The following is a 19,193-nucleotide window of genomic DNA, read 5'->3' as shown; positions in this document are numbered from 1 at the left end:
GCGGTTTCGCTTCTGGCGGGGGCGTTCGCAGGCCTGTATGCGTTATTTCTATTGGTGGGCACGGGAGTTCGGGCCGGGAATTCGGAAGCTGTGCCGCGGTCTCACTCCGGACGCTTCTCCGAGTCGCCGGATCGTCATGTCCGCTGACATTCCTGGCACCGCCCGGCTCTGCCGCCGATGCTTCCGCGCCGGTTCTCGGGCGCTACTCCGGCGCTTCTCGGGCACGCCCAACCGATCTCCCCTGGCCCGTCGCGGCTCTTTCAGGCGTGCCAGGCGGTGCAGTTGCCCGGACACGCGGAAGGCCCCGGTGTGCGCACACCGGGGCCTTCCGCGTAGTTCTGGAAGTAGCGCAGCCTCCCTCAGGAGGCCCGTCTCACTTCTTCTTGGCAGCCGTCTTGCGAGCGGCCGGCTTGGCAGCCGTGGCCTTCGCAGCGGGCTTCGCCGCAGCCGTCGTCTTCGCCGCGGCCGTCGTCTTGGCGGCGGCCGTGGTCTTGGCGGCAGCGGGCTTGCGAGCCGTGGTGGTCTTCGCAGCAGCCGGCTTGGCAGCGGCCTTGGTGGCGGTCGCCTTCGCGGGCGCCTTGGCAGCAGCGGGCTTCGCCGCAGCGGCCGTGGTGGTGCGACGGGTCGCGGGCGCCTTGGTGGCGGCCGCAGCCGTACGCGTGCGCGTCGTGGTCGTCGCGCGGGTCGTCGCGGCCTTGGTCGCCGGAGCCTTGGTGGCCGCGGGCTTCGCGGCGGCAGCGGCGGCGGGCTTCGCGGCGGCCTTGGCCGCAACGGCCTTCGGCAGCTTCTTCGCACCGCTGATGACGTCCTTGAACGTCGAGCCGGGGCGGAACGCGGGCACGTTGGTCTTCTTGACCTTCACGGTCTCACCGGTGCGCGGGTTGCGCGCCGTGCGAGCCGCACGGGCACGCTTCTCGAAGACGCCGAAGCCCGTGATGTTGACCTTCTCGCCCTTGTTGACGGAGCGCACGATCACATCGACGAGCCCGTCAACAGCAGCACCCGCGGTCTTCTTGTCTCCCAGGCGCTCGGCGAGCGCCTCGATGAGCTGGGCCTTGTTCACCTTCAGTCCCTCCCAGGACGCTCACGGCCCATAAGCGTCTGGGCCGACTAGAACGCAACGGTAGGCCCAAATCGCGAGAAATACCAATCGCCACGCCAAAATTTTCGTTGTGGCGTGGCTAATTGCGCCCCTTCGAGGGACAGGAGGCGCCGGATTCGCCCCTCTCAAGGGGAGAATCCGACCCCCTCTCAGACCGCCGGAAGCGGATCCGTTGTGGGCAGCCAAGTCTGGCGATTGCCCTCGAAATCGCTGATCTCGGCCTCGTGGCGCAGCGTCAAAGCGATGTCGTCGAGGCCCTCCAGCAGGCGCCAGCGGGTGTAGTCGTCGATGTCGAACGGGGCTACCAAGTCCTTGGCGCGAACGGTCTTGTCGGTGAGGTCGACGGTGACCGGCGTGCCGGGTTCGGACTCCAGCAACTTCCACAGCAGCTCGACATCGGACTGGCTGCACTGCGCCGCCACGAGCCCCTGCTTGCCCGAGTTGCCCCGGAAGATGTCCGCGAACCGGGACGAGATGACGACCCGGAAGCCGTAGTCCATCAACGCCCAGACGGCGTGTTCCCGAGAGGACCCGGTGCCGAAGTCAGGGCCCGCAACGAGGACGCTGCCCGCCTTGAACGGCTCCTGGTTGAGGATGAAGTGCTCGTCGGAGCGCCAGGCGGCGAAGAGCCCGTCCTCGAACCCGCTGCGGGTCACGCGCTTGAGGTAGACGGCCGGGATGATCTGGTCGGTGTCCACGTTGGACCTGCGCAGCGGCACACCGACGCCGGTGTGGGTGGTGAAGGCGTCCATGGTCAGTTCTCCAGGTCTGCGGGGGCCGACAGGGTGCCGCGCACGGCCGTGGCGGCGGCGACGAGCGGCGAAACGAGATGCGTCCGGCCGCCCTTGCCCTGCCTGCCCTCGAAGTTGCGGTTGGAGGTCGACGCGCTGCGCTCACCCGGTGCGAGCTGATCCGGGTTCATGCCAAGGCACATCGAGCAGCCGGCCTGCCGCCACTCGGCGCCCGCGTCGAGGAAGACCTTGTCCAGGCCCTCGTCCTCGGCCTGCTTGCGCACCCGCATCGAACCGGGGACGACCAGCATCCGTACTCCTGAAGCGACGTGCTTGCCCTTGATGACGTCCGCCGCGGCGCGCAGGTCCTCGATGCGCCCGTTGGTGCAGGAGCCGAGGAACACGGTGTCCACGCGGATGTCGCGCAGCGGCGTGCCGGGCTCGAGGCCCATGTACGTCAGCGCCTTCTCGGCGGCCACGCGCTCGTTCTCGTCCGCGATCTTCTCGGGGTCGGGGACGGTCGCGCCCAGCGGCAGACCCTGACCGGGGTTGGTCCCCCACGTGACGAACGGGGTGAGGTCGTTCGCGTCGATGGTCACCTCGGCGTCGAACGTCGCGTCGTCGTCCGTGCGCAGCGTCTTCCAGTACTCGACGGCCCTGTCCCAGTCCGCGCCGGACGGTGCGTGGTCACGACCCTTGATGTAGTCGAAAGTCGTCTCGTCCGGTGCGATCATGCCGGCGCGGGCGCCCGCCTCGATCGACATGTTGCAGACCGTCATGCGCGCTTCCATCGACAGCGTCTCGATGGCCTCGCCGCGGTACTCCAGGACGTAGCCCTGACCGCCGCCGGTGCCGATCTTCGCGATGACGGCGAGGATGATGTCCTTCGCCGTGACGCCTTCACCGAGCGAGCCGGTGACGTTGATGGCCATCGTCTTGAACGGACGCAACGGCAACGTCTGCGTCGCCATCACGTGCTCCACCTCGGACGTGCCGATGCCGAACGCCAGCGCACCGAAAGCACCGTGCGTGCTCGTGTGGCTGTCGCCGCACACCACCGTCATCCCCGGCTGCGTGAGGCCGAGCTGCGGCCCGACGACGTGCACGATGCCCTGTTCGAAGTCGCCCATCGGGTGCAGCCGCACGCCGAACTCCGCGCAGTTGCGCCGGAGCGTCTCGACCTGCGTGCGCGACACCAGGTCCGCGATGGGCTTGTCGATGTCGACGGTGGGGACGTTGTGATCCTCGGTGGCGATCGTGAGATCGGGCCTGCGCAGCTTGCGGTCGGCAAGGCGCAACCCGTCGAACGCCTGGGGGCTGGTGACTTCGTGCAGCAGATGGAGGTCGATGTAAAGCAGGTCCGGCTCCGCGCCACTTCCGTGGCGCACAACGTGTGCCTCCCACACCTTCTCCGCGAGCGTGCGGCTCATCGCGACATCTCCCACAGTATGGACGTGCCGACAGATCTGGACTTCTCACTGTCTGGGAAGTTAGTATCGGCTTGTGGGACAGCATAGCGGGATCGGCGTGCTGGACAAGGCAGTGGCCGTGTTGAACGCCGTAGCAAAAGATCCTTGTGGCCTGGCCGAGTTGTGCAACCGCACCGGCCTCCCCCGGGCAACCGCGCACCGCCTGGCCGTAGGCCTCGAGGTGCACCGGCTGCTGCGCCGAGGCTCCGACGGCCGCTGGCGCCCCGGCGCGGCACTGGCGGAACTGGCGGGCGGCGCGACGGACCCGTTGCTGGACGCCGCTTCCTCGGTCCTGCCACGCCTGCGCGACATCACCGGCGAGAGCGTGCAGCTCTACCGCCGCGACGGCATGCAACGAGTCTGCGTCTCCTCGGCAGAACCCCCGTCGGGCCTGCGGGACACCGTCCCGATCGGCGCAAGGCTCCCCATGACCGCGGGCTCAGGCGCCAAAGTCCTGGCCGCATGGGCGGACCCGGGCACCCAACGAGCCGTGCTCGCCGACGCCGTCTACGGCGAACGCACCCTCCTGGAAGTCCGCCGCCGGGGCTGGGCCCAGTCCGTGGCAGAACGAGAACCGGGCGTGGCCTCGGTCTCAGCCCCGGTGAGGGACTCCTCGGGCGCGGTGGTGGCAGCCGTCTCGGTGAGTGGCCCCATCGACCGCATGGGCCGCCGCCCGGGAGCCCGCTGGGCAGCGGACCTACTGGCAGCAGCCGAAGCCCTGCAAAGCCGCCTCTAAAGCACCAACCTCCCGAAGGCCGCCGCCCTCCCAGGGCAGGCGGCCTTCGCGCGTTCCACCCCCGACACGCCGCCCAACCACCCCGACACGCGGACCACCACGTCTCAACACGCACGACCCCAAACGGCCCAACCACCCCCGGAAACAGCCCACCGCAACGAAAGAGGGCACCACTTCAGGGGCGAGAGAGATGGCGCACTGGAGAGGGACAGACAGGGCTCGGAAGGGGCGGGACGCGGGACGGGGACAGGGCACGGAGGAGGAGCCGAGGAAGGGCCCGCGCGAGTGACGGAGGCTTCAGCAGCGAGGCGCAGGGCGCGAATGCGGGGCGCGGGCTTGAGGATGTCGGGTTGGGGATGCGGGCTGGAGAACCAAGCCCGCAGGAGCTGATCAGGATGCGGGACACACGACCGGGACGCGGGGAGTGCGGCGCAGGAGAGAAATGCGGATGTGCGATGCCCTACGCCCGACTTGAAGTGAGATGCGTGATGCGGATCGCACAGAGATAGGCCCAGCGGTGAAAATGGACAGATCCGCAGAATTGGCCGCACAAACACAGCCCCAAGCCAAAAGGTGAACTACCGCACACCCACGCAAGGCCCCACGGGCGAGCGAAGCAAGCCCCAGCACATTCTCGCCCGTGGCGAGCGAAGCGAAGCCCCACCCGCGAGGATCGGGCAACTCCAACTCCGGGGGTCCGGGGGCGGAGCCCGCCGGCCGGGGGTCTGGGGGCTTGGCCCCCAGAGGACAAAGCGAAAGAGGCCTGTCAGCGTTTTCCGCTGACAGGCCTCTCCCACCTCTGTAGCCCCGAAGGGATTCGAACCCTCGCTACCGCCTTGAGAGGGCGGCGTCCTAGGCCGCTAGACGACGGGGCCCTAGAACTTCTTGCTGGAGTGAACCTTATCAGATCTCTCTGTCCGGTCCAAATCCGGCTATTCAGTTCTGTGTGGAGCTTTTCTTGCCTACTGCTTTGCTTTTCAGCAGCTCCGGAAGCTTACCCGAGGGCAGTTCTTCCTTCGCAGCTGGGGTACCAGGACTCGAACCTAGACTAACTGAACCAGAATCAGTCGTGCTGCCAATTACACCATACCCCATTGGCTTTCACGATCGACTTCGTTGTCCGGTAGGAGTTCCGAGGTCCTCGTTGCTGCCGAGAGAAATACTAGACCACGCCCCCGCCAGAAGTGAAATCGGCCCCCACCAAAGCGCATCTGCGCAGGTGGGGGCCGGTCTCGGGGGTGAACCTCAGGCGTTGGCGGCGGACAGCTCGCAGACGAGGAGCTCCGGCAGTTCGGCGAGGTTCGTGATGGACGACAGGCCGGCGGGGAGGGAGCCTCCGGTCGGGCCAGTGCGGTTGAGCCACACGCCGTGCATTCCGGCGTCGCGCGCGCCGATGGCGTCGGCGTGCAGGCGGTCTCCCACGTGCACGGTGTCGCCGGGTGGCACGCCCAGGGCGAGGCACGCGGTGTGGAAGATCACGCGGTCCGGCTTGGCGCAGCCGACCTCGCCGGCGATGAGCACCGCGTCGAAGTATTCGGACAGGCCGAGCTGGGCGATCTTCACGCGCTGGTGGCGGCCCGACGCGTTGCTGATCGCGGCGATCGGCAGGCCGGTGGCGCGCAGCCAGTCGAGCATCGGGATGACGTCCGGGAACAGGCACCACCCCGCGGAGAGGACCTCCTGGCGGCCGACCTCGCGGTGCGTCGCCTCCTCGAGCGTCAGGTCCTCTCCCAGCGCGGCGAAGAAGGCCTGCGTGCGGATGTTGCGCATCTGCTCGTACTGGAGGTCGCCGGCGAGCTGGCGGGAGACGTGGTCGTCGGTGATCCGCTGCCACAACGACCAGGCGTCGGCGTTACCGACCATCGATGCCAACGCGGCTCGCGAAGAAGTGCTGTAGTCGACAAGTGTGTCGTCGACGTCCAGGCACACAGCGCGGATCTCGCCGGTTCTCTTACGCGTGAAAGTCGGGGACGCAGTTGTCACCCCGGAAGGTTAGGTGCGAGGGGGCCTCGTCCGATTCGGCTAACGAGGTGATTCCTATAGGTCCTTGCACGATCAAGCGGACCTTGAGGGCCCGAACGAACCAGTGACACTCCTCCGAGCGCCGAAAGCAATCGGCCGGACGAGTGTTGTTCGGCGACACAAGGATCTTCGTCTCAACCGGCGGTTCCGCGAGCGCGACACTCTAGCTCGCACAACGACATTTCACATCAACCGCAACCCATTCGGGGCCTTGGGCACCAGACCGTCCACTTTGGATCGACCCAAACGAGAGCCACGCCACTCGGAACTCCGCTTGACGCTCCAGGCGATCAGGAGCATGCTGAGTTTATTCAACAGAGGTTGAAAAGAGGGGATCGACATGGAGAGGACAACCTGTCTCGTCGTAGGTGGCGGACCTGCCGGGATGGTGCTGGGGTTGCTGCTCGCACGGGGTGGCGTCGAGGTCACGGTGCTCGAGAAGCACGGCGACTTCCTGCGCGACTTCCGCGGCGACACGGTGCACGCGTCGACGCTCACGCTGCTGGACGAACTGGGGCTCGGCCCGGCGTTCGCGCAGGTGCCGCACCAACTGGTGGACAAGATCGAGTCGCTGATGGAGGACGGCAGTCGCATCCCGATCGCCGACCTGAGCCGGCTTCCCGGCGCCCACAAGCACATCGCGATGGTGCCGCAGTGGGACTTCCTCGACCTGCTGGCGGACGCGGGCAAGCTCGAACCGTCGTTCTCGCTGCGGATGAACACCGAGGTCACCGCGATCACCAAGAGCGGCAACAGGGTCACGGGCGTCCGGTACCGGGACCGCGTCGACGGGACCGAGGGCGAGATCGCCGCGGACCTCGTCGTGGCGGCGGACGGACGGAGCTCGATCCTGCGCGACGCCGTGAACCTACCGGTCTACCGCTTCGGCGCGCCGATGGACGTGTGGTGGTTCCGCTTGCCGCGCAAGGAAAGTGACCAGGTCAGGGGTGGCGCGGGCCGGTTCAGCGCGGGCAGCGCCCTGGTGCTCATTCCACGTGGGGACTACTTCCAGTGCGCTTTCCTGATCCGCAAGGGAACGGATCAGCAACTGCGCGCGGAAGGTGTGGAGAAGTTCCGTGAGCGCGTGACCACGCTCGTGCCGTGGCTGGCCGACCGGGTCGACCACATCCGGAGCGTCGACGACGCGAAGCTGCTCGACGTGAAGCTGGACCGCCTGAAGAAGTGGCACGTCGACGGACTGCTGTGCATCGGTGACGCGGCGCACGCGATGTCGCCGATCGGTGGCGTGGGCATCAACCTGGCCGTGCAGGACGCCGTCGCGGCCGCCAGGCTGCTCGCGAAGCCGTTGCGGGAGGGCACCGTCAGCGGCGCCAGGCTCGCGAAGGTGCGTCGCCGCAGGTGGTTCCCGACCGTGCTGATCCAGACGATGCAGCGGGTCATCCAGGGCAGGTTCCTGAGCCGCGTGGTGGACGGCGACGCGACGATCTCGTCGGACGAGCTGCCCGTGCCGCTCAAGCTCGCCCAGCGCTTCCCGCGACTGCAGGCGATTCCCGCCTACGTGGTGGCGATCGGCCCACGTCCTGAGCACGCACCGGACTTCGCGCGCAGGGCACCGCAGACCATCGTCAGGTCGTGACGAACGCCTCGGAGGACTCGCCGAGCACCATCGCCACGGCGTGGGCGCGGTCACGGGCGCCCAGCTTGCGCAGGATCGCCTTCACGTGGGTCTTCACGGTGTCGTTGCTGATGAAGAGCCGCTGGGCGATGCGCGCGTTGTCCATCCCCTTGGCCATCTCGGCCAGCACGTCGAACTCGCGTGCCGACAGCTGGCCGAGCGAGGCGGGCGGGGGCATCCGCGACGGCAACCGCGCGAGTGACCCCACCCGCGCGTCGATCGTGGCCGGAGCACCCCGCACCGCGGCCGCGATCAGCGGTAACAGCTCGGCCACGGGCGAGGTTTTCAGCAGGTAGGCGACCGCGCCGGCGTCCAGGGCCGCGCGGGCCCAGCTCGGACTGTCCGCATTGGACAGCACGACGACGCGGGCGCTCGGCCGGAGCTGCGCCGTGTCGCGCACGGTGCGCAGCGGTCCGGCGCCCGGGACGTCGAAGTCCGTCACGACCAGGTCCACCAGCGTGCCGCGCAGGCTGCGAGCAGCCTCGGCCACGGTGTGGGCGATGCCCACAACGCGGAAGCAGTGCGTGCGGTGCAGCGAAAGCCGCAGCCCTTCGGTGATGAGCTGCGAACCGTCGACCAGCAGCACACGGGTGGACGCCAGGTCCGTCATGACACCGGGAAGTTACTCGCGGGTACCGGGATGCGTAAGCTGCCGGACGCCGGATTGCTCCGTACGGCTACCTATTTGCGACCGGATTGGTGAGCGTGCCAAGGCCGTCCACAGTCACGGAGACCGTCTGTCCGGCCGTCATCGGTCCGACACCGGCCGGCGTGCCGGTCAGGATCAGGTCGCCCGGCAGCAACGTCATGATGCCGGAGACGTACTCGACCAGTGACCCGATGTCGTGCACCATCAACGAAGTACGTCCGTCTTGTTTGACTTCCCCGTCGACTTCGGTGACGACGCGGACGTCCGACGGGTCGAACTCGGTCTCGATGAAGGGACCCAAGGGACAGAACGTGTCAAAACCCTTGGCACGCGTGAACTGCACGTCCTTCTTCTGCAGATCTCGCGCGGTGACGTCGTTGGCGATCGTGTAACCCATGATCACGCTCGCGGCCTTGGCCTTCGGCACGTCGCGGCAGGGCTGACCGATGATGACGGCCAGTTCTCCCTCGAAGTCGACGCGCTCGGACGCGGCCGGCAGCTTGATCTCGACGTTCGGCCCGATCACCGACGTGTTGGGCTTGAAGAACAGCAACGGCTCCGCGGGAACCTCGTTGCCGAGTTCCTTCGCGTGGTCCGCGTAGTTCCGCCCGACACCGATGATCTTGGTCGGCAGGATGGGCGCGAGCAGCCGCACGTCGGCCAACGGCCACTTCCGGCCGGTGAACGTGGGCGTGCCGAAGGGGTGTTCGGCGATTTCCGCGGCCTCGTCGCCTTGAACGGCGACGAAGGCCACGCCAGCGGGATGAGCAATTCGGGCAATGCGCACACTGCCAGCTTACGAGGTCAGCCCGACCGCATCGACTTGTGCACGAGCGCGTCACACAGCGCGAGCCAGGACGCCTCGACGATGTTCCCGTGCACGCCGACGGTCGTCCACTCGCGCTCACCGTCCGTGGACTCCACCAGCACGCGCGTCACCGCGTCCGTGCCGGGGTGCTCGGTCAGGATGCGCACCTTGTAGTCGGCCAGCTCGACGGTGTCCAACCAGGACAGGTGCGGCAGCAACGCCTTGCGCAGAGCGGCGTCCAGGGCGTGCACGGGCCCGATGCCCTCGGCCGTGGCGATCACCCGCTCCCCCGCGACGTGCACCTTGACCGTGGCCTCGGACACGATCTCCCCGTCGGAGCGGTGGTCGAGCACGACCCGGTAGGACTCCAGCGTGAACGGCGGAGTGTCCAGTTCGGACAGCTCGCCGCGCAGCAGCAGCTCCAGCGACGCGTCGGCGGCCTCGAACGACCACCCCTTGGCCTCCAGCTCCTTGACGCGCGCCAGCGCCGTCCCTACCTCGTTCCCCCGGCCGGCCAGGTCGAGCCCGAACTCACGTCCCTTGAGTTCGATGCTCGCCCGACCGGCCATCTCGGTGACCAGCACCCGCATGTCGTTGCCGACGGTGTCCGGATCGATGTGGTTGTACAGCTCCGGATCCACCTTGATCGCGCTCGCGTGCAGACCCGCCTTGTGGGCGAATGCTGACGACCCGACATAAGCCTGGTGGGTGTCGGGTGCGATGTTCGCGATCTCGGCCAACGCATGGGAGACACGGGTGAGCTCGGCCAGCGCCCCGGTCGGGAGCACCTCCATGCCGAGCTTGGTCACGAGGTTTCCCACGACGGCGAACAGGTCGGCGTTACCCGCTCGCTCGCCATAACCATTGGCAGTGCACTGCACATGCGTCGCGCCCGCCTGCACGGCCGCGATCGTGTTGGCCACCGCGCAGGACGTGTCGTCCTGGCAGTGGATCCCCACGCGAAAACCGGTCTTCTCGACGACCTCGGCCACGGTGCCCGCGAGCCCGAGTGGCAACTGCCCGCCGTTCGTGTCGCACAGCACGACCACGTCCGCGCCACCCTCCACAGCGGACTCCAGCACCCTCAGGCTGGTGTCCGGCGAGAACGCGTACCCGTCGAAGAAGTGCTCGGCGTCGAGGAACACCCGCCGCCCGTGGTCCTTCAGGAACCTGACGGTGTCGCGCACCATCTTCAGGTTCTCCTCGGTGTCCGTCCTCAGGGCACGTTCGATGTGCCGCAGATCCGACTTGGCCACCAGCGTCACCACCGGCGCCTGCGACTCCAGCAACGCCCTGACCTGCGGGTCGTCCTCGACCCTGACCCCGGCCTTGCGCGTGGCCCCGAACGCGACGAGCTTGGCGTGCTTCAGTTCCAGGTCCCCTGCCGCCGCCCGCGCGAAGAACTCCGTGTCCTTGGGCAGAGCGCCGGGCCAGCCGCCCTCGATGAACCCGACGCCGAGCCCGTCCAGCAAGCGCGCGACCGCGAGCTTGTCCGTGACGGAGTACGAAATGCCCTCACGTTGTGCGCCATCGCGCAACGTCGTGTCGTAGACGTGGAACTCGTCGGCAGGGCCTGCCATCGGGGTCATCTCCTCATCTGGGCAAACAAAAAGACCCCCCGCGGGATGCGAGAGGTCTGCGCGTCGGGTGCCAGGGGCGGCAACTACCCGACGCGCTCGTCAATAATGATGGCGGTGAACTGAGCCATGCCGGGGATGCTGCCACAGCTCAGTCCGGCGTACCAAGCGACGGGAGCAAATCTCCCACTATCTGGTCACGGGTTCACGCCTGTGACAGCGCGTCAGCTCCCGGACAGGAACTTCGCGAACGCCTCCACCGAAGCCGCGTTCCGAGGCCCCTCCACCAACGCCGCGTACGGCAACGAGAAGAACTTCTTCCCCTTCACCGCCGGCGAGTTGGCCAACGGCGCGAACCCCTCCAGGAAGGCCTGCTTCTGCTCGGGTGTGTTCGCCTCCCCGTCCGCGTAGTCCACGATCAGCACCACGTCGGGGTTGCGCTGCACCACCGTCTCCCAGCTGACGGTCGTCCAGCTGTCGTTCAGGTCGCCGAAGATGTTGTCCCCACCGGCCTTCGAGATGATGTCCTGCGGCGCCGCGTTCTTCCCGGACGTGAACGGCTGGTCCTGCCCGCTGTCGTACAGGAACACCCGAGGCCGCGGCTTGCCCTCCACCAGCTTCCCGGCGCGCTCGATCTGCGCCTGGTACTCCTTCACCAGGGACTCGGCCTTCTCCTCGACCCGGAAGATCTTCCCGAGGTTGCGCAGGTCCGTGTACAGCGCGTCGAGCGCGGGCATGATCCCCCGCTGCTTGCCGACGCCGTTGCGGCACGCCTCGGTCAGCTGGTAGGTCGCGATCCCGAGCCCCTTCAACGCGTCCGGCGTGAACCCGGTGCTCTCGGAGAAGCCGTAGTTCCAGCCGGCGAACACGAAGTCGGCGTTGACGCCCTGCACGACCTCCTTGGAGATCTTGTCGGACAGGTGCTTCACCGAGGAGAACTCGGCCTTCCACGGCGACGTCCGCACGTCCACGGTGTCGACCCCGTTGACCACGTAGCCCGCCATGCGGTCCTGGAGGCCCAGCGCGAACATCAGCTCGGTGATGCCGGTGTCGTTGGTGACCACTTTGGACGGAACGGTGGGGAACGTGACCTCGGCACCGCAGTTGGTGACGGTCACCGGGTCCGAGGCCGACGGGCCGGCGGCGACCGTGGCTCCGCAGCCCGAGACGAGCAGCAGTGCGGAGACGACGAGAGCGGTTCTCAACTAACAGACCTCCTGGTCGAACAGGAGCTGGGGCACTCCCGTGGTCGGGTGGTGCACGACGTGTGCCGTGACGTGGAAGACCTTGGCGATCAGCTCGGGCACCAGGACCTCGTGCGGGGTGCCGGAGGCGACGACCCGTCCCTCGTCCAGCACGTACAGGCGGTCGCAGTAGGACGCGGCGAGGTTCAGGTCGTGCAGCACGGTCAGCACCGTCACGCCCAGGCCTCTGGCGAGCGACAGGACTTCCAGCTGGTGGCGGATGTCCAGGTGGTTGGTCGGCTCGTCCAGCACGAGCACGCGCGGTTCCTGGGCGAGGGCGCGGGCGATCAGGACGCGTTGGCGTTCGCCGCCGGACAGGCTCAGGAAGCTGCGCGACGCCAGGTGCTCGACGTCCACGGTCTCCAGCGCGGATGCCACCACGGACGCGTCGCGGGGTGAGCGGTCGTGCGGCAGGCGGCCCATCTCCACGACCTCGGTGACCGTGAAGTCGAACTCGACCTGCGACTCCTGGGTCAGCGCCGCGAGGTCGCGGGCCACGTCGTGTCGCTTGTGGACGTCCGCGCCGTCGATCCGGACCGCGCCGGAGGCGGGTTTGAGGGCGCGGTAGACGCAGCGCAACGTCGTGGACTTGCCGCTGCCGTTCGGGCCGACGATGCCGACGACCTCGTCGGACGCGTGCAGCGTGATGTCCGAGATGATCCCGGCGACGGTGACCTGGTCGACCTCGACGTGCATCAACGTCCTCCGAACACGTAGGTCCGACGCCGCATCAGGAAGATGAAGCAGGGCACCCCGATCGCCGCGGTGATGACGCCGAGCGGGAGTTCCTCGGGCGCGGCCAGCATGCGGGCGGCGACGTCGACCCAGACCAGGAACGACGCTCCGGCGAGGGGGGCGAGCGGCAGCACCTTGCGGTGGTCCGCGCCGACGACCATCCGCGTGAGGTGCGGCAGCATCAGGCCGACGAACCCGACCGCGCCGCTGACCGCCACCAGCACGCCGGTGATGCCGGCGGTGACGACGAACAGCTGCGTGCGGAACCGGTTGACCGTCACGCCCAGCGTCGTGGCCGTCTCGTCCCCCATCGCCATCGCGTTCAGCTGCCTGGCCCGCGTCATCAGGTAGACGATGCCCAGCAGGGTCACGACGAACGCGATCGGCAACGACGTCCAGGTCGCGCCGCCCAGGCTGCCGAGCAGCCAGAACATCGCGCTGCGCGCGGCCTCGCCGTGCGGTGCCTGGAACACCAGCAGCATCGCGACGGCCGAGAACCCGTACGCCAGCGCGGTTCCGGTCAGCACCAGCCGCAACGGTGTGAGCCCTCGGCTCGTGCGTGCGGTGAGGTAGACCAGAGCCGTGGCGCCGAGTCCGGTCGCGAACGCCCCGACGGAGAGCGCGTACACGCCGAGCCCGGACAGGACGCCGAGCGTGGCCACGGCCGTCGCGCCGACGCTCGCCCCCGACGAGATGCCCAGCACGTAAGGATCGGCGAGGGCGTTGCGGACCATCGCCTGGATCGCGACGCCGACCGCGCTCAGCCCGGCTCCCACGACCGCGGCCAGCAGCACGCGCGGCAGCCGGATGTCCCAGACGATGTGGTACTGCCCGGCGAGGTCGGCGGGCACGGTGCCGCCGGTCAGCGCGGCCCGCAGGAGGTCCAGGGTGACGTCGAACGGAACGGACACGGGGCCGAGCGCCACGCCCGCGACGATGCTGACGGCGAGCACGCCGACGAGCGCGCTGATCTTCCCGATCACTGATGCCCTTCCCGCAGTCCACGGCAGGAGTTCCTGGTTGCACCGGGCGCGGGTATTCGGGCTCGTCTCTCTCCAACGGGAGACCTACCGTTGCGGGTCAGCGCCGGAATCAGACCGGACTTCCCCCACGCACGACCCCAGCACTCTAACCCGGCGCGATCACCCGCCCGTGCGATGCGGGCGTGAGGCGCATCTCAAGCCTCTGACCTGCACGGGAAGAAAACCTCCAAAAAGTTCGGGGGCCGTGTCGATCCGGCGGGACCGCCGTTCGACCTCTGGACGTCGACGAACGAGACGCAGGGAGACACACCGTGAAGTACATGCTGATCATGCGCGCCACCGACGAGGCCTTCGCCAACATGGGCGAGTTCGACCTCGACAAGATGCTCGAGACCGTCGGCGCGTACAACGAGGAACTGATCCGCGCCGGCGTGCTGCTCGCCGCCGAGGGCCTCTCCGACCCGTCCGAGGGCGTCGTCGTCGACTACTCCGCCGAGCCCGCGGTCATCACGGACGGCCCGTACGGCGAGACCAAGGAGCTGTTCAACGGCTTCTACCTGCTGAACGTGGCCTCGATCGAGGAGGCGATCGAGTGGGCGCGCCGCATGCCGATGACCGGACCCGGCTTCAAGACCGAGATCCGCCGCGTGCCGACCATCGACGAGTTCCCGCAGGACAACGAGTGGATCCAGAAGGAGCGCGCGTGGCGTGAGGCCAACGGCCAGGTCTGACCGGCGCCGACCTCCAGCGCGGAAACGCCGAAGCCCGGCCGGAGAGCATCCGGCCGGGCTTCAAAACGTTCCAGCGAGAACCTCAGCCCGTGCGCACGTTCGACGACACGAGAGCGGCGAGCCTGTCTCCGATCGCGTAGGTCGCGCCCGGCGACTGGTGGTCGCGGGTCGCGAGGTCGAACGCCACGGAGGCCTCGATCCGGCGCGCCGCCTCGTGCTCACCGAGGTGGTCGAGCAGCAGCGCGACCGACAGCACGGCGGCCGTCGGGTCCGCGATGCCCTGGCCGGCGATGTCCGGGGCGGACCCGTGCACCGGCTCGAACATCGACGGGTTGCGCCTCGTGACGTCCATGTTCCCGGATGCGGCCAGGCCGATGCCACCCGTGACGGCGGCGGCCAGGTCGGTCAGGATGTCGCCGAACAGGTTGTCGGTGACGATCACGTCGTAGCGGCCCGGGTCGGTGACCATGTGGATGGTCGCCGCGTCCACGTGCTGGTAGGCCACGGTGACGTCCGGGTGCTGCAGCGAGACCTCCTCGACGACGCGCGACCACAACGAGCCGGCGTGCGTGAGGACGTTCGTCTTGTGCACCAGCGTCAGGTGCCGGCGCTGGCGGTTCGAGGCGCGCGCGAACGCGTCCCTCACCACCCGCTCGACGCCGAACGAGGTGTTCAGCGAGACCTCGGTCGCGATCTCGTGCGGCGTGTCCTTGCGGAGCAGGCCGCCGTTGCCCGCGTACGGGCCCTCGGTGCCCTCGCGCACCACCACCATGTCGATCTCCGGCGGGTCCGCGAGCGGGCTGCGGACACCGGGGTAGAGACGAGCAGGGCGGAGGTTCACGTGGTGGTCGAGTTCGAAGCGCAGCCGCAGAAGCAGGCCCCGCTCCAGAATTCCACTCGGCACCGACGGGTCGCCCACCGCGCCGAGCAGGATCGCGTCGTGCTGGCGAAGCTCTCCCAGCACCGACTCGGGCAACAACTCTCCCGTGGCGTGCCAGCGCGCCGCGCCGAGGTCGTAGCGAGTGATCTCGGCCGCCGGAACGACCTCACCGAGGACCTTCAGGGCCTCAGCGATGACCTCGGGCCCGATCCCGTCTCCTGGGATCACTGCGAGCCGCATCCACACACCTCCCAGGTGTCAGTCCCCAATTGGTGGGACTACTTTCCTCCGCGAAAGGCTACCGGCAACGCGACCGCTCTCCGCATGCCGGACACCCCTTCGGGGTGTTATCTCCCGTACTGCGGGACACCCACACGGCCCATTCCCCACTTTCGAGTGTCACTCGACCGCAGGAAGGGGGTCGCGTCAAGGGGTGACGCCCTCCCTCACAAAACGCACGCGGGGACCTTTCGTTCGCGTCAGCCGAACGAAAGGTCCCCGCGTGCGGTCGAACGGTGGGGCTAGTGAGCGCCCCGGCCACCGGACTTCACCAGGACGACCGACGCGCGGTCACCGTTGGCGTTGTGGTGGTTGAGGACCAGCAGGCCGTCGGACTTGTCGGCCTTCAGCGAGGCCTCGTTCTTGTTGACGACCAGCGCGGTGCCCGGCTTCGCGAGGTACGAGAGCGCCGCGTCGCCGCCGCCCTGCGCCCACAGACCCGGCTTGAGCGGGTCGAAGGACAGCTTGCGGTCGATCACGTCGATCAGCTTGTTCGCGTTGCCCGGCGCCACGTAGTAGCCCGCGGTTCCCACGGTGTACGAGACGCGCGCCGAGTCCTTCGTCGCGTCGATGCCGAGAGCGCTGAGCAGCACCGGCAGGACGACGACGTTGGTGTCCTGGACGTTCGTGTCGACATCGCCCCACTGGCCGTTGACCGGCTGCATGTCGACCTCTTCACCGGTCTTGAGGTCGACGGTCGTCGCGATCAGCAGGTCCGTGTCGGTCAGGCGGGTCGCGAACACCTCGAAGTCCGCCGTGCCGTCACCGTTGGTGTCGATGTCGACGAACGGGATGGTGTTCTTGCCCAGGTTGTACCAGTTGCCCCAGGTGGCGACACCGAACGCGAGCGTGGCCTCCTCGGGCTTGCCCTGCGCCTTGGCCAGCGGGGCCGTCGAGGCCGCGCCGACGTAGCGGAGATCGCCGCCCTTGGCGGTCTCGTTGAGCGCGCAGTTCTCGGTGACGTTGCGCTTGCAGTCGCGCAGCTTCGGTGACTGCGCCTGGAGCTCCAGGACGCTGATCAGCGAGCGGTACGCCTGCGAGCCGGTGCCCTGGTCGAGACCCTTGCCGGTCACGTTCAGGACCGCCTGCTTGTCGTTGCCCCGGAACTTGAGGCTGGACGCGGTCTTGATGTCCGCGACCGGCTTCGGCGCCGAGTACACCGAGAGACGCAGCGGCACGGTGGCGCCGGCGGTCGGCGTGAACGTCACGCGGCCGGAGGCGTCCGCCAGGAACTGCCGCGCCACGCCGAGCTGGTCCGCCTCGACCGTCGAGTCGACGGTCTTGCGCAGCGCCTTCGGGTCGGTGATCTTCAGCGTCACCTTGACCTTCGCGATGCCGCGCGGGCTCAGCTTCACCTTGTCCTGCGAGAGCACGTAGCTCACGCCGGGGATCGTCGTGGCGGCCGTGTAGCCGACCTTGTACTCCACGGACTTGGTGGACTTGTTGACCAGCTTGATGGTCTTGGACTTCTCGACCGCCTTCGCGACCTCGACGACGCCGAAGTTCGCGCTGACGTAGCCGTTGTCCTCCTCGACGTAGGCGAGGACCTGGTTGTCGATCGCGGACTTGCCGTCCACGCGGCCGGTGCCGACCCGGTTCGGAGCGAAGGTCTTGCCGTTCTCCTTCACGTCCGCACCGGCGGTGTTCATGATCGAGGCCTTGACCTCTTCGAGCGTCCAGTCCGGGTGCGCCTGGCGGACCAGGGCCGCGATGCCCGCGACGTGCGGGGACGCCATCGACGTGCCGGAGATCACCGAGCGGTCGTTGCCGGAACCGACGGCGGTCGACGAGATCGTGTCACCGGGCGCCGCGACGTCCGGCTTGATCGAACCGCTGCGGGTGCCGCGGCTCGTGAACGAGCTCGGGGTGTCCGAAATGGACTGGTCGTACGTCGGCGTCGAGGTGCGCAGGTCACCGGCGAGGCGGACGACCAGCGTGCCCGCGTCGAGCGCCGGGCGGATCGCCGCGGTGGCGGTGCCGGTGAACTGGAACATCGGGATGCCCGCGTTGCCCGCGATGCCCGCCGCGAAGTTCTCCAAAGTGGACGAGAGGAGCACGCCCTGACCACCGGCGGCCTGCACGTTGTTCGCGCGGGCGGCCGAACCACAGCGGCGCGTGGCGTCGTTGTCGTCCCACTCCAGCCACACGAACTTGCCGGCGACGGCGGCGTCGGTGATCGGGAGGCAGCCGTCGGCGTTGCCCGCCTGGGTCACCTTCGCGACCGGCAGTTCCTTGTCGTAACCGAGGTAGCCGGTGAAGTTCTGGCTGTACTGGCCGGGCTTCTGGCCCTGGCCCTTGACCTCGGCGCCGTCGCGCAGGACGTAGGAGTCGCGCACGGACGCGACGGTCAGCGCCTCGGGCGTGTTGCCCGGCGAGCCGCCGATGTCGTAGAGGTCGCCGCCGTTGCCCGCGGAGAAGACCGGCATGACGCCGACCTTGTACAGCTTCTTCACGAAGAGGCTGTCGGGGTCGTCCGGGGCGCCGTAGTCGGAGCCGAGCGACAGGTTGACCACGTCGAGGTGGTCGGAGAAGTCGCCGTCGCCGTCGGGGTCGAGCGACCAGTCGAGGGCCTGCGACGTGACGTTGGTGGAGCCCTCGCAGCCGAAGACCTTCAGCGCGTAGATCAGGGCCTTCGGCGCGGTGCCGGGGCCGATCTTCATCGCGTTGAGCTCGTCGGCGTCGAGCTTGGTGTAGTCGCCCTTGAACGTGCTGCCGTCGGCGTTCTCACCGAAACCGGCCGTGGTGCCCGCGACGTGCGAGCCGTGGCCGTTGCAGTCGATCGGGTTGGGGTCGGGCTTCGGCGTGTTGATCGCCGGGTCGGTGCTCTCGCCGTCGTAGTCCTCGCCGACGAAGTCGTAGCCGCCGACGACCTTCGAGGTCGGGAAGTTCGGGTCCGCGGCGCGCGGGTCGACGGCCTTGAACGCGTCGACCGTGCCGGGACCACCGAAGTTGGCGTGCGTGTAGTCGACGCCGGTGTCGATGATGCCGACGCGGATGTCGTCGCCGAGCTTGCCGTACTGCTGCCAGACGTTGAGCGTCCTGGTGAGCTGGACGGCGTTCGAGTTCTGGCGCTTCTTCGGCACGACCGGGTAGACCGCGAGCACGTCGGCGCGCTGGGCCAGGTCGCGAACCTTCTGGGCGTCCGCCTTCACGACGACGCCGGGGACGCCGTTGGAGGTGCGGTACAGCTCCTTGGTCTTGGTGTCCGCGCTCTTGAGCTGGCCGACGACCTGGTCCGCGGTGGCGGCGACGTCGCTCTTGGCCTGCTTGGCGGCCTGCTTGGCGGCCTCCTTGCCCTGGCTCTTCTTCTCGTCGAACGCGTCGACGGCCGGCTTGCGGTCGAGCGCGACGAACGCGGTGACCGAACCGGTCTGGTTCAGCCTGGGAGAAACCTTGAGCTGCAACGCTTTCGCGTCCAGCCCGTGTGCACCCTTGACCGGCTGCGCGAGCTCTGGGCTCTGCGCCTGTGCCGTGGCAGGTGCGATCAGCAGTGTGGTGATGGCAGAGAACACCACCAAACTCGATCGTCTCTTCACAACGTTGCCCCAACCGAGGTGTGTGCCTTCGACCCGCATCCAGACGTGCCGTGCCCTCTACGGCACCGGGTCAAC

15 protein-coding genes, 2 tRNA genes and 1 riboswitch are annotated in these 19,193 nt (G+C 68.2%); of the genes, 3 read left to right on the top strand and 14 right to left on the bottom strand.

What is annotated here, in order from left to right; translation table 11 throughout:
* Window positions 1–373: 373 nt before the first annotated feature.
* The 3 genes from QSK25_RS38315 to leuC all read right to left on the bottom strand — a co-directional run bounded on the left by QSK25_RS38315 (window position 374) and on the right by leuC (window position 3,263).
* A complete protein-coding gene (locus QSK25_RS38315) occupies window positions 374–1,063 on the bottom strand; it encodes an HU family DNA-binding protein (RefSeq protein WP_285645752.1) in 690 nt (229 codons plus the stop codon).
* A 188-nt stretch (window positions 1,064–1,251) separates the two neighbouring features.
* Entirely contained in the window at window positions 1,252–1,854 is a 603-nt protein-coding gene (leuD, locus tag QSK25_RS38310) for a 3-isopropylmalate dehydratase small subunit (protein WP_285645751.1), read from the bottom strand.
* A gap of 2 nt (window positions 1,855–1,856) precedes the next feature.
* Window positions 1,857–3,263 carry a 3-isopropylmalate dehydratase large subunit gene (leuC, locus tag QSK25_RS38305; protein ID WP_285645748.1) on the bottom strand — a complete coding sequence of 469 codons (1,407 nt, stop codon included), beginning with the start codon at window positions 3,261–3,263 and terminating at the stop codon, window positions 1,857–1,859.
* 73 nt (window positions 3,264–3,336) lie between these two features.
* Between leuC and QSK25_RS38300 the strand changes: the two genes are divergently transcribed.
* Window positions 3,337–4,038 carry an IclR family transcriptional regulator gene (locus tag QSK25_RS38300; protein ID WP_166043375.1) on the top strand — a complete coding sequence of 234 codons (702 nt, stop codon included), beginning with the start codon at window positions 3,337–3,339 and terminating at the stop codon, window positions 4,036–4,038.
* Between the two features lie 802 nt (window positions 4,039–4,840).
* Here the strand turns inward: QSK25_RS38300 and QSK25_RS38295 are convergent.
* The 3 genes from QSK25_RS38295 to QSK25_RS38285 form a co-directional block, all read right to left on the bottom strand.
* Window positions 4,841–4,913: transfer RNA gene (locus QSK25_RS38295), tRNA-Glu, on the bottom strand.
* Between the two features lie 147 nt (window positions 4,914–5,060).
* A tRNA-Gln gene (locus QSK25_RS38290) sits at window positions 5,061–5,132 on the bottom strand.
* Window positions 5,133–5,283: 151 nt separating this feature from the next.
* Complete coding sequence (locus tag QSK25_RS38285; RefSeq protein ID WP_285645741.1) at window positions 5,284–6,021, bottom strand: HAD family hydrolase; 738 nt, start codon at window positions 6,019–6,021, stop codon at window positions 5,284–5,286.
* 379 nt (window positions 6,022–6,400) lie between these two features.
* On the opposite strand from QSK25_RS38285, the gene QSK25_RS38280 reads away from it, so the two are divergent.
* Window positions 6,401–7,657 carry an FAD-dependent oxidoreductase gene (locus QSK25_RS38280; RefSeq protein ID WP_285645739.1) on the top strand — a complete coding sequence of 419 codons (1,257 nt, stop codon included), beginning with the start codon at window positions 6,401–6,403 and terminating at the stop codon, window positions 7,655–7,657.
* Here QSK25_RS38280 and QSK25_RS38275 read toward each other — a convergent pair.
* From QSK25_RS38275 to QSK25_RS38250, 6 genes are all read right to left on the bottom strand, one after another.
* The gene (locus QSK25_RS38275; protein WP_285645738.1) at window positions 7,647–8,306 is read right to left on the bottom strand and encodes a response regulator transcription factor; all 660 of its coding nucleotides are present in this window, start codon (window positions 8,304–8,306) and stop codon (window positions 7,647–7,649) included. The two genes, QSK25_RS38280 and QSK25_RS38275, sit on opposite strands and share 11 nt — an antisense overlap.
* 67 nt (window positions 8,307–8,373) lie before the next feature.
* Entirely contained in the window at window positions 8,374–9,132 is a 759-nt protein-coding gene (locus tag QSK25_RS38270) for a fumarylacetoacetate hydrolase family protein (protein ID WP_285645736.1), read from the bottom strand.
* A 17-nt stretch (window positions 9,133–9,149) separates the two neighbouring features.
* Window positions 9,150–10,733 (bottom strand): citramalate synthase, encoded by a 1,584-nt coding sequence (gene cimA / locus QSK25_RS38265; RefSeq protein ID WP_285645735.1) that lies wholly within the window; start codon window positions 10,731–10,733, stop codon window positions 9,150–9,152.
* Window positions 10,734–10,954: 221 nt separating this feature from the next.
* The gene (locus QSK25_RS38260) at window positions 10,955–11,935 is read right to left on the bottom strand and encodes an ABC transporter substrate-binding protein (RefSeq protein WP_285645734.1); all 981 of its coding nucleotides are present in this window, start codon (window positions 11,933–11,935) and stop codon (window positions 10,955–10,957) included.
* The gene (locus QSK25_RS38255; protein WP_285645733.1) at window positions 11,936–12,670 is read right to left on the bottom strand and encodes an ABC transporter ATP-binding protein; all 735 of its coding nucleotides are present in this window, start codon (window positions 12,668–12,670) and stop codon (window positions 11,936–11,938) included.
* Window positions 12,670–13,692, bottom strand: a complete 1,023-nt coding sequence (locus QSK25_RS38250) for a FecCD family ABC transporter permease (protein WP_285645731.1) — start codon at window positions 13,690–13,692, stop codon at window positions 12,670–12,672. The genes QSK25_RS38255 and QSK25_RS38250 overlap by 1 nt, the downstream gene beginning before the upstream one ends.
* A gap of 30 nt (window positions 13,693–13,722) precedes the next feature.
* Window positions 13,723–13,840: riboswitch (cobalamin riboswitch) on the bottom strand.
* 163 nt (window positions 13,841–14,003) lie between these two features.
* Here QSK25_RS38250 and QSK25_RS38245 point away from each other — a divergent pair.
* On the top strand, window positions 14,004–14,423 hold the full coding sequence (locus tag QSK25_RS38245) for a YciI family protein (RefSeq protein WP_285645729.1): 420 nt from the start codon (window positions 14,004–14,006) through the stop codon (window positions 14,421–14,423).
* Window positions 14,424–14,505: 82 nt separating this feature from the next.
* Here QSK25_RS38245 and QSK25_RS38240 read toward each other — a convergent pair whose 3' ends face one another.
* Both QSK25_RS38240 and QSK25_RS38235 read right to left on the bottom strand, forming a co-directional pair.
* Complete coding sequence (locus tag QSK25_RS38240) at window positions 14,506–15,543, bottom strand: 3-isopropylmalate dehydrogenase (RefSeq protein ID WP_285645728.1); 1,038 nt, start codon at window positions 15,541–15,543, stop codon at window positions 14,506–14,508.
* A gap of 281 nt (window positions 15,544–15,824) precedes the next feature.
* Window positions 15,825–19,157 (bottom strand): S8 family peptidase, encoded by a 3,333-nt coding sequence (locus tag QSK25_RS38235; RefSeq protein ID WP_285645726.1) that lies wholly within the window; start codon window positions 19,155–19,157, stop codon window positions 15,825–15,827.
* Between the last annotated feature and the right edge of the window lie 36 nt (window positions 19,158–19,193).

Origin of the sequence: Lentzea sp. NBRC 102530, assembly GCF_030269365.1 — a bacterium.
Taxonomy (GTDB): Bacteria; Actinomycetota; Actinomycetes; order Mycobacteriales; family Pseudonocardiaceae; genus Lentzea.
This window is presented reverse-complemented; position numbering and strand designations above follow the sequence as displayed.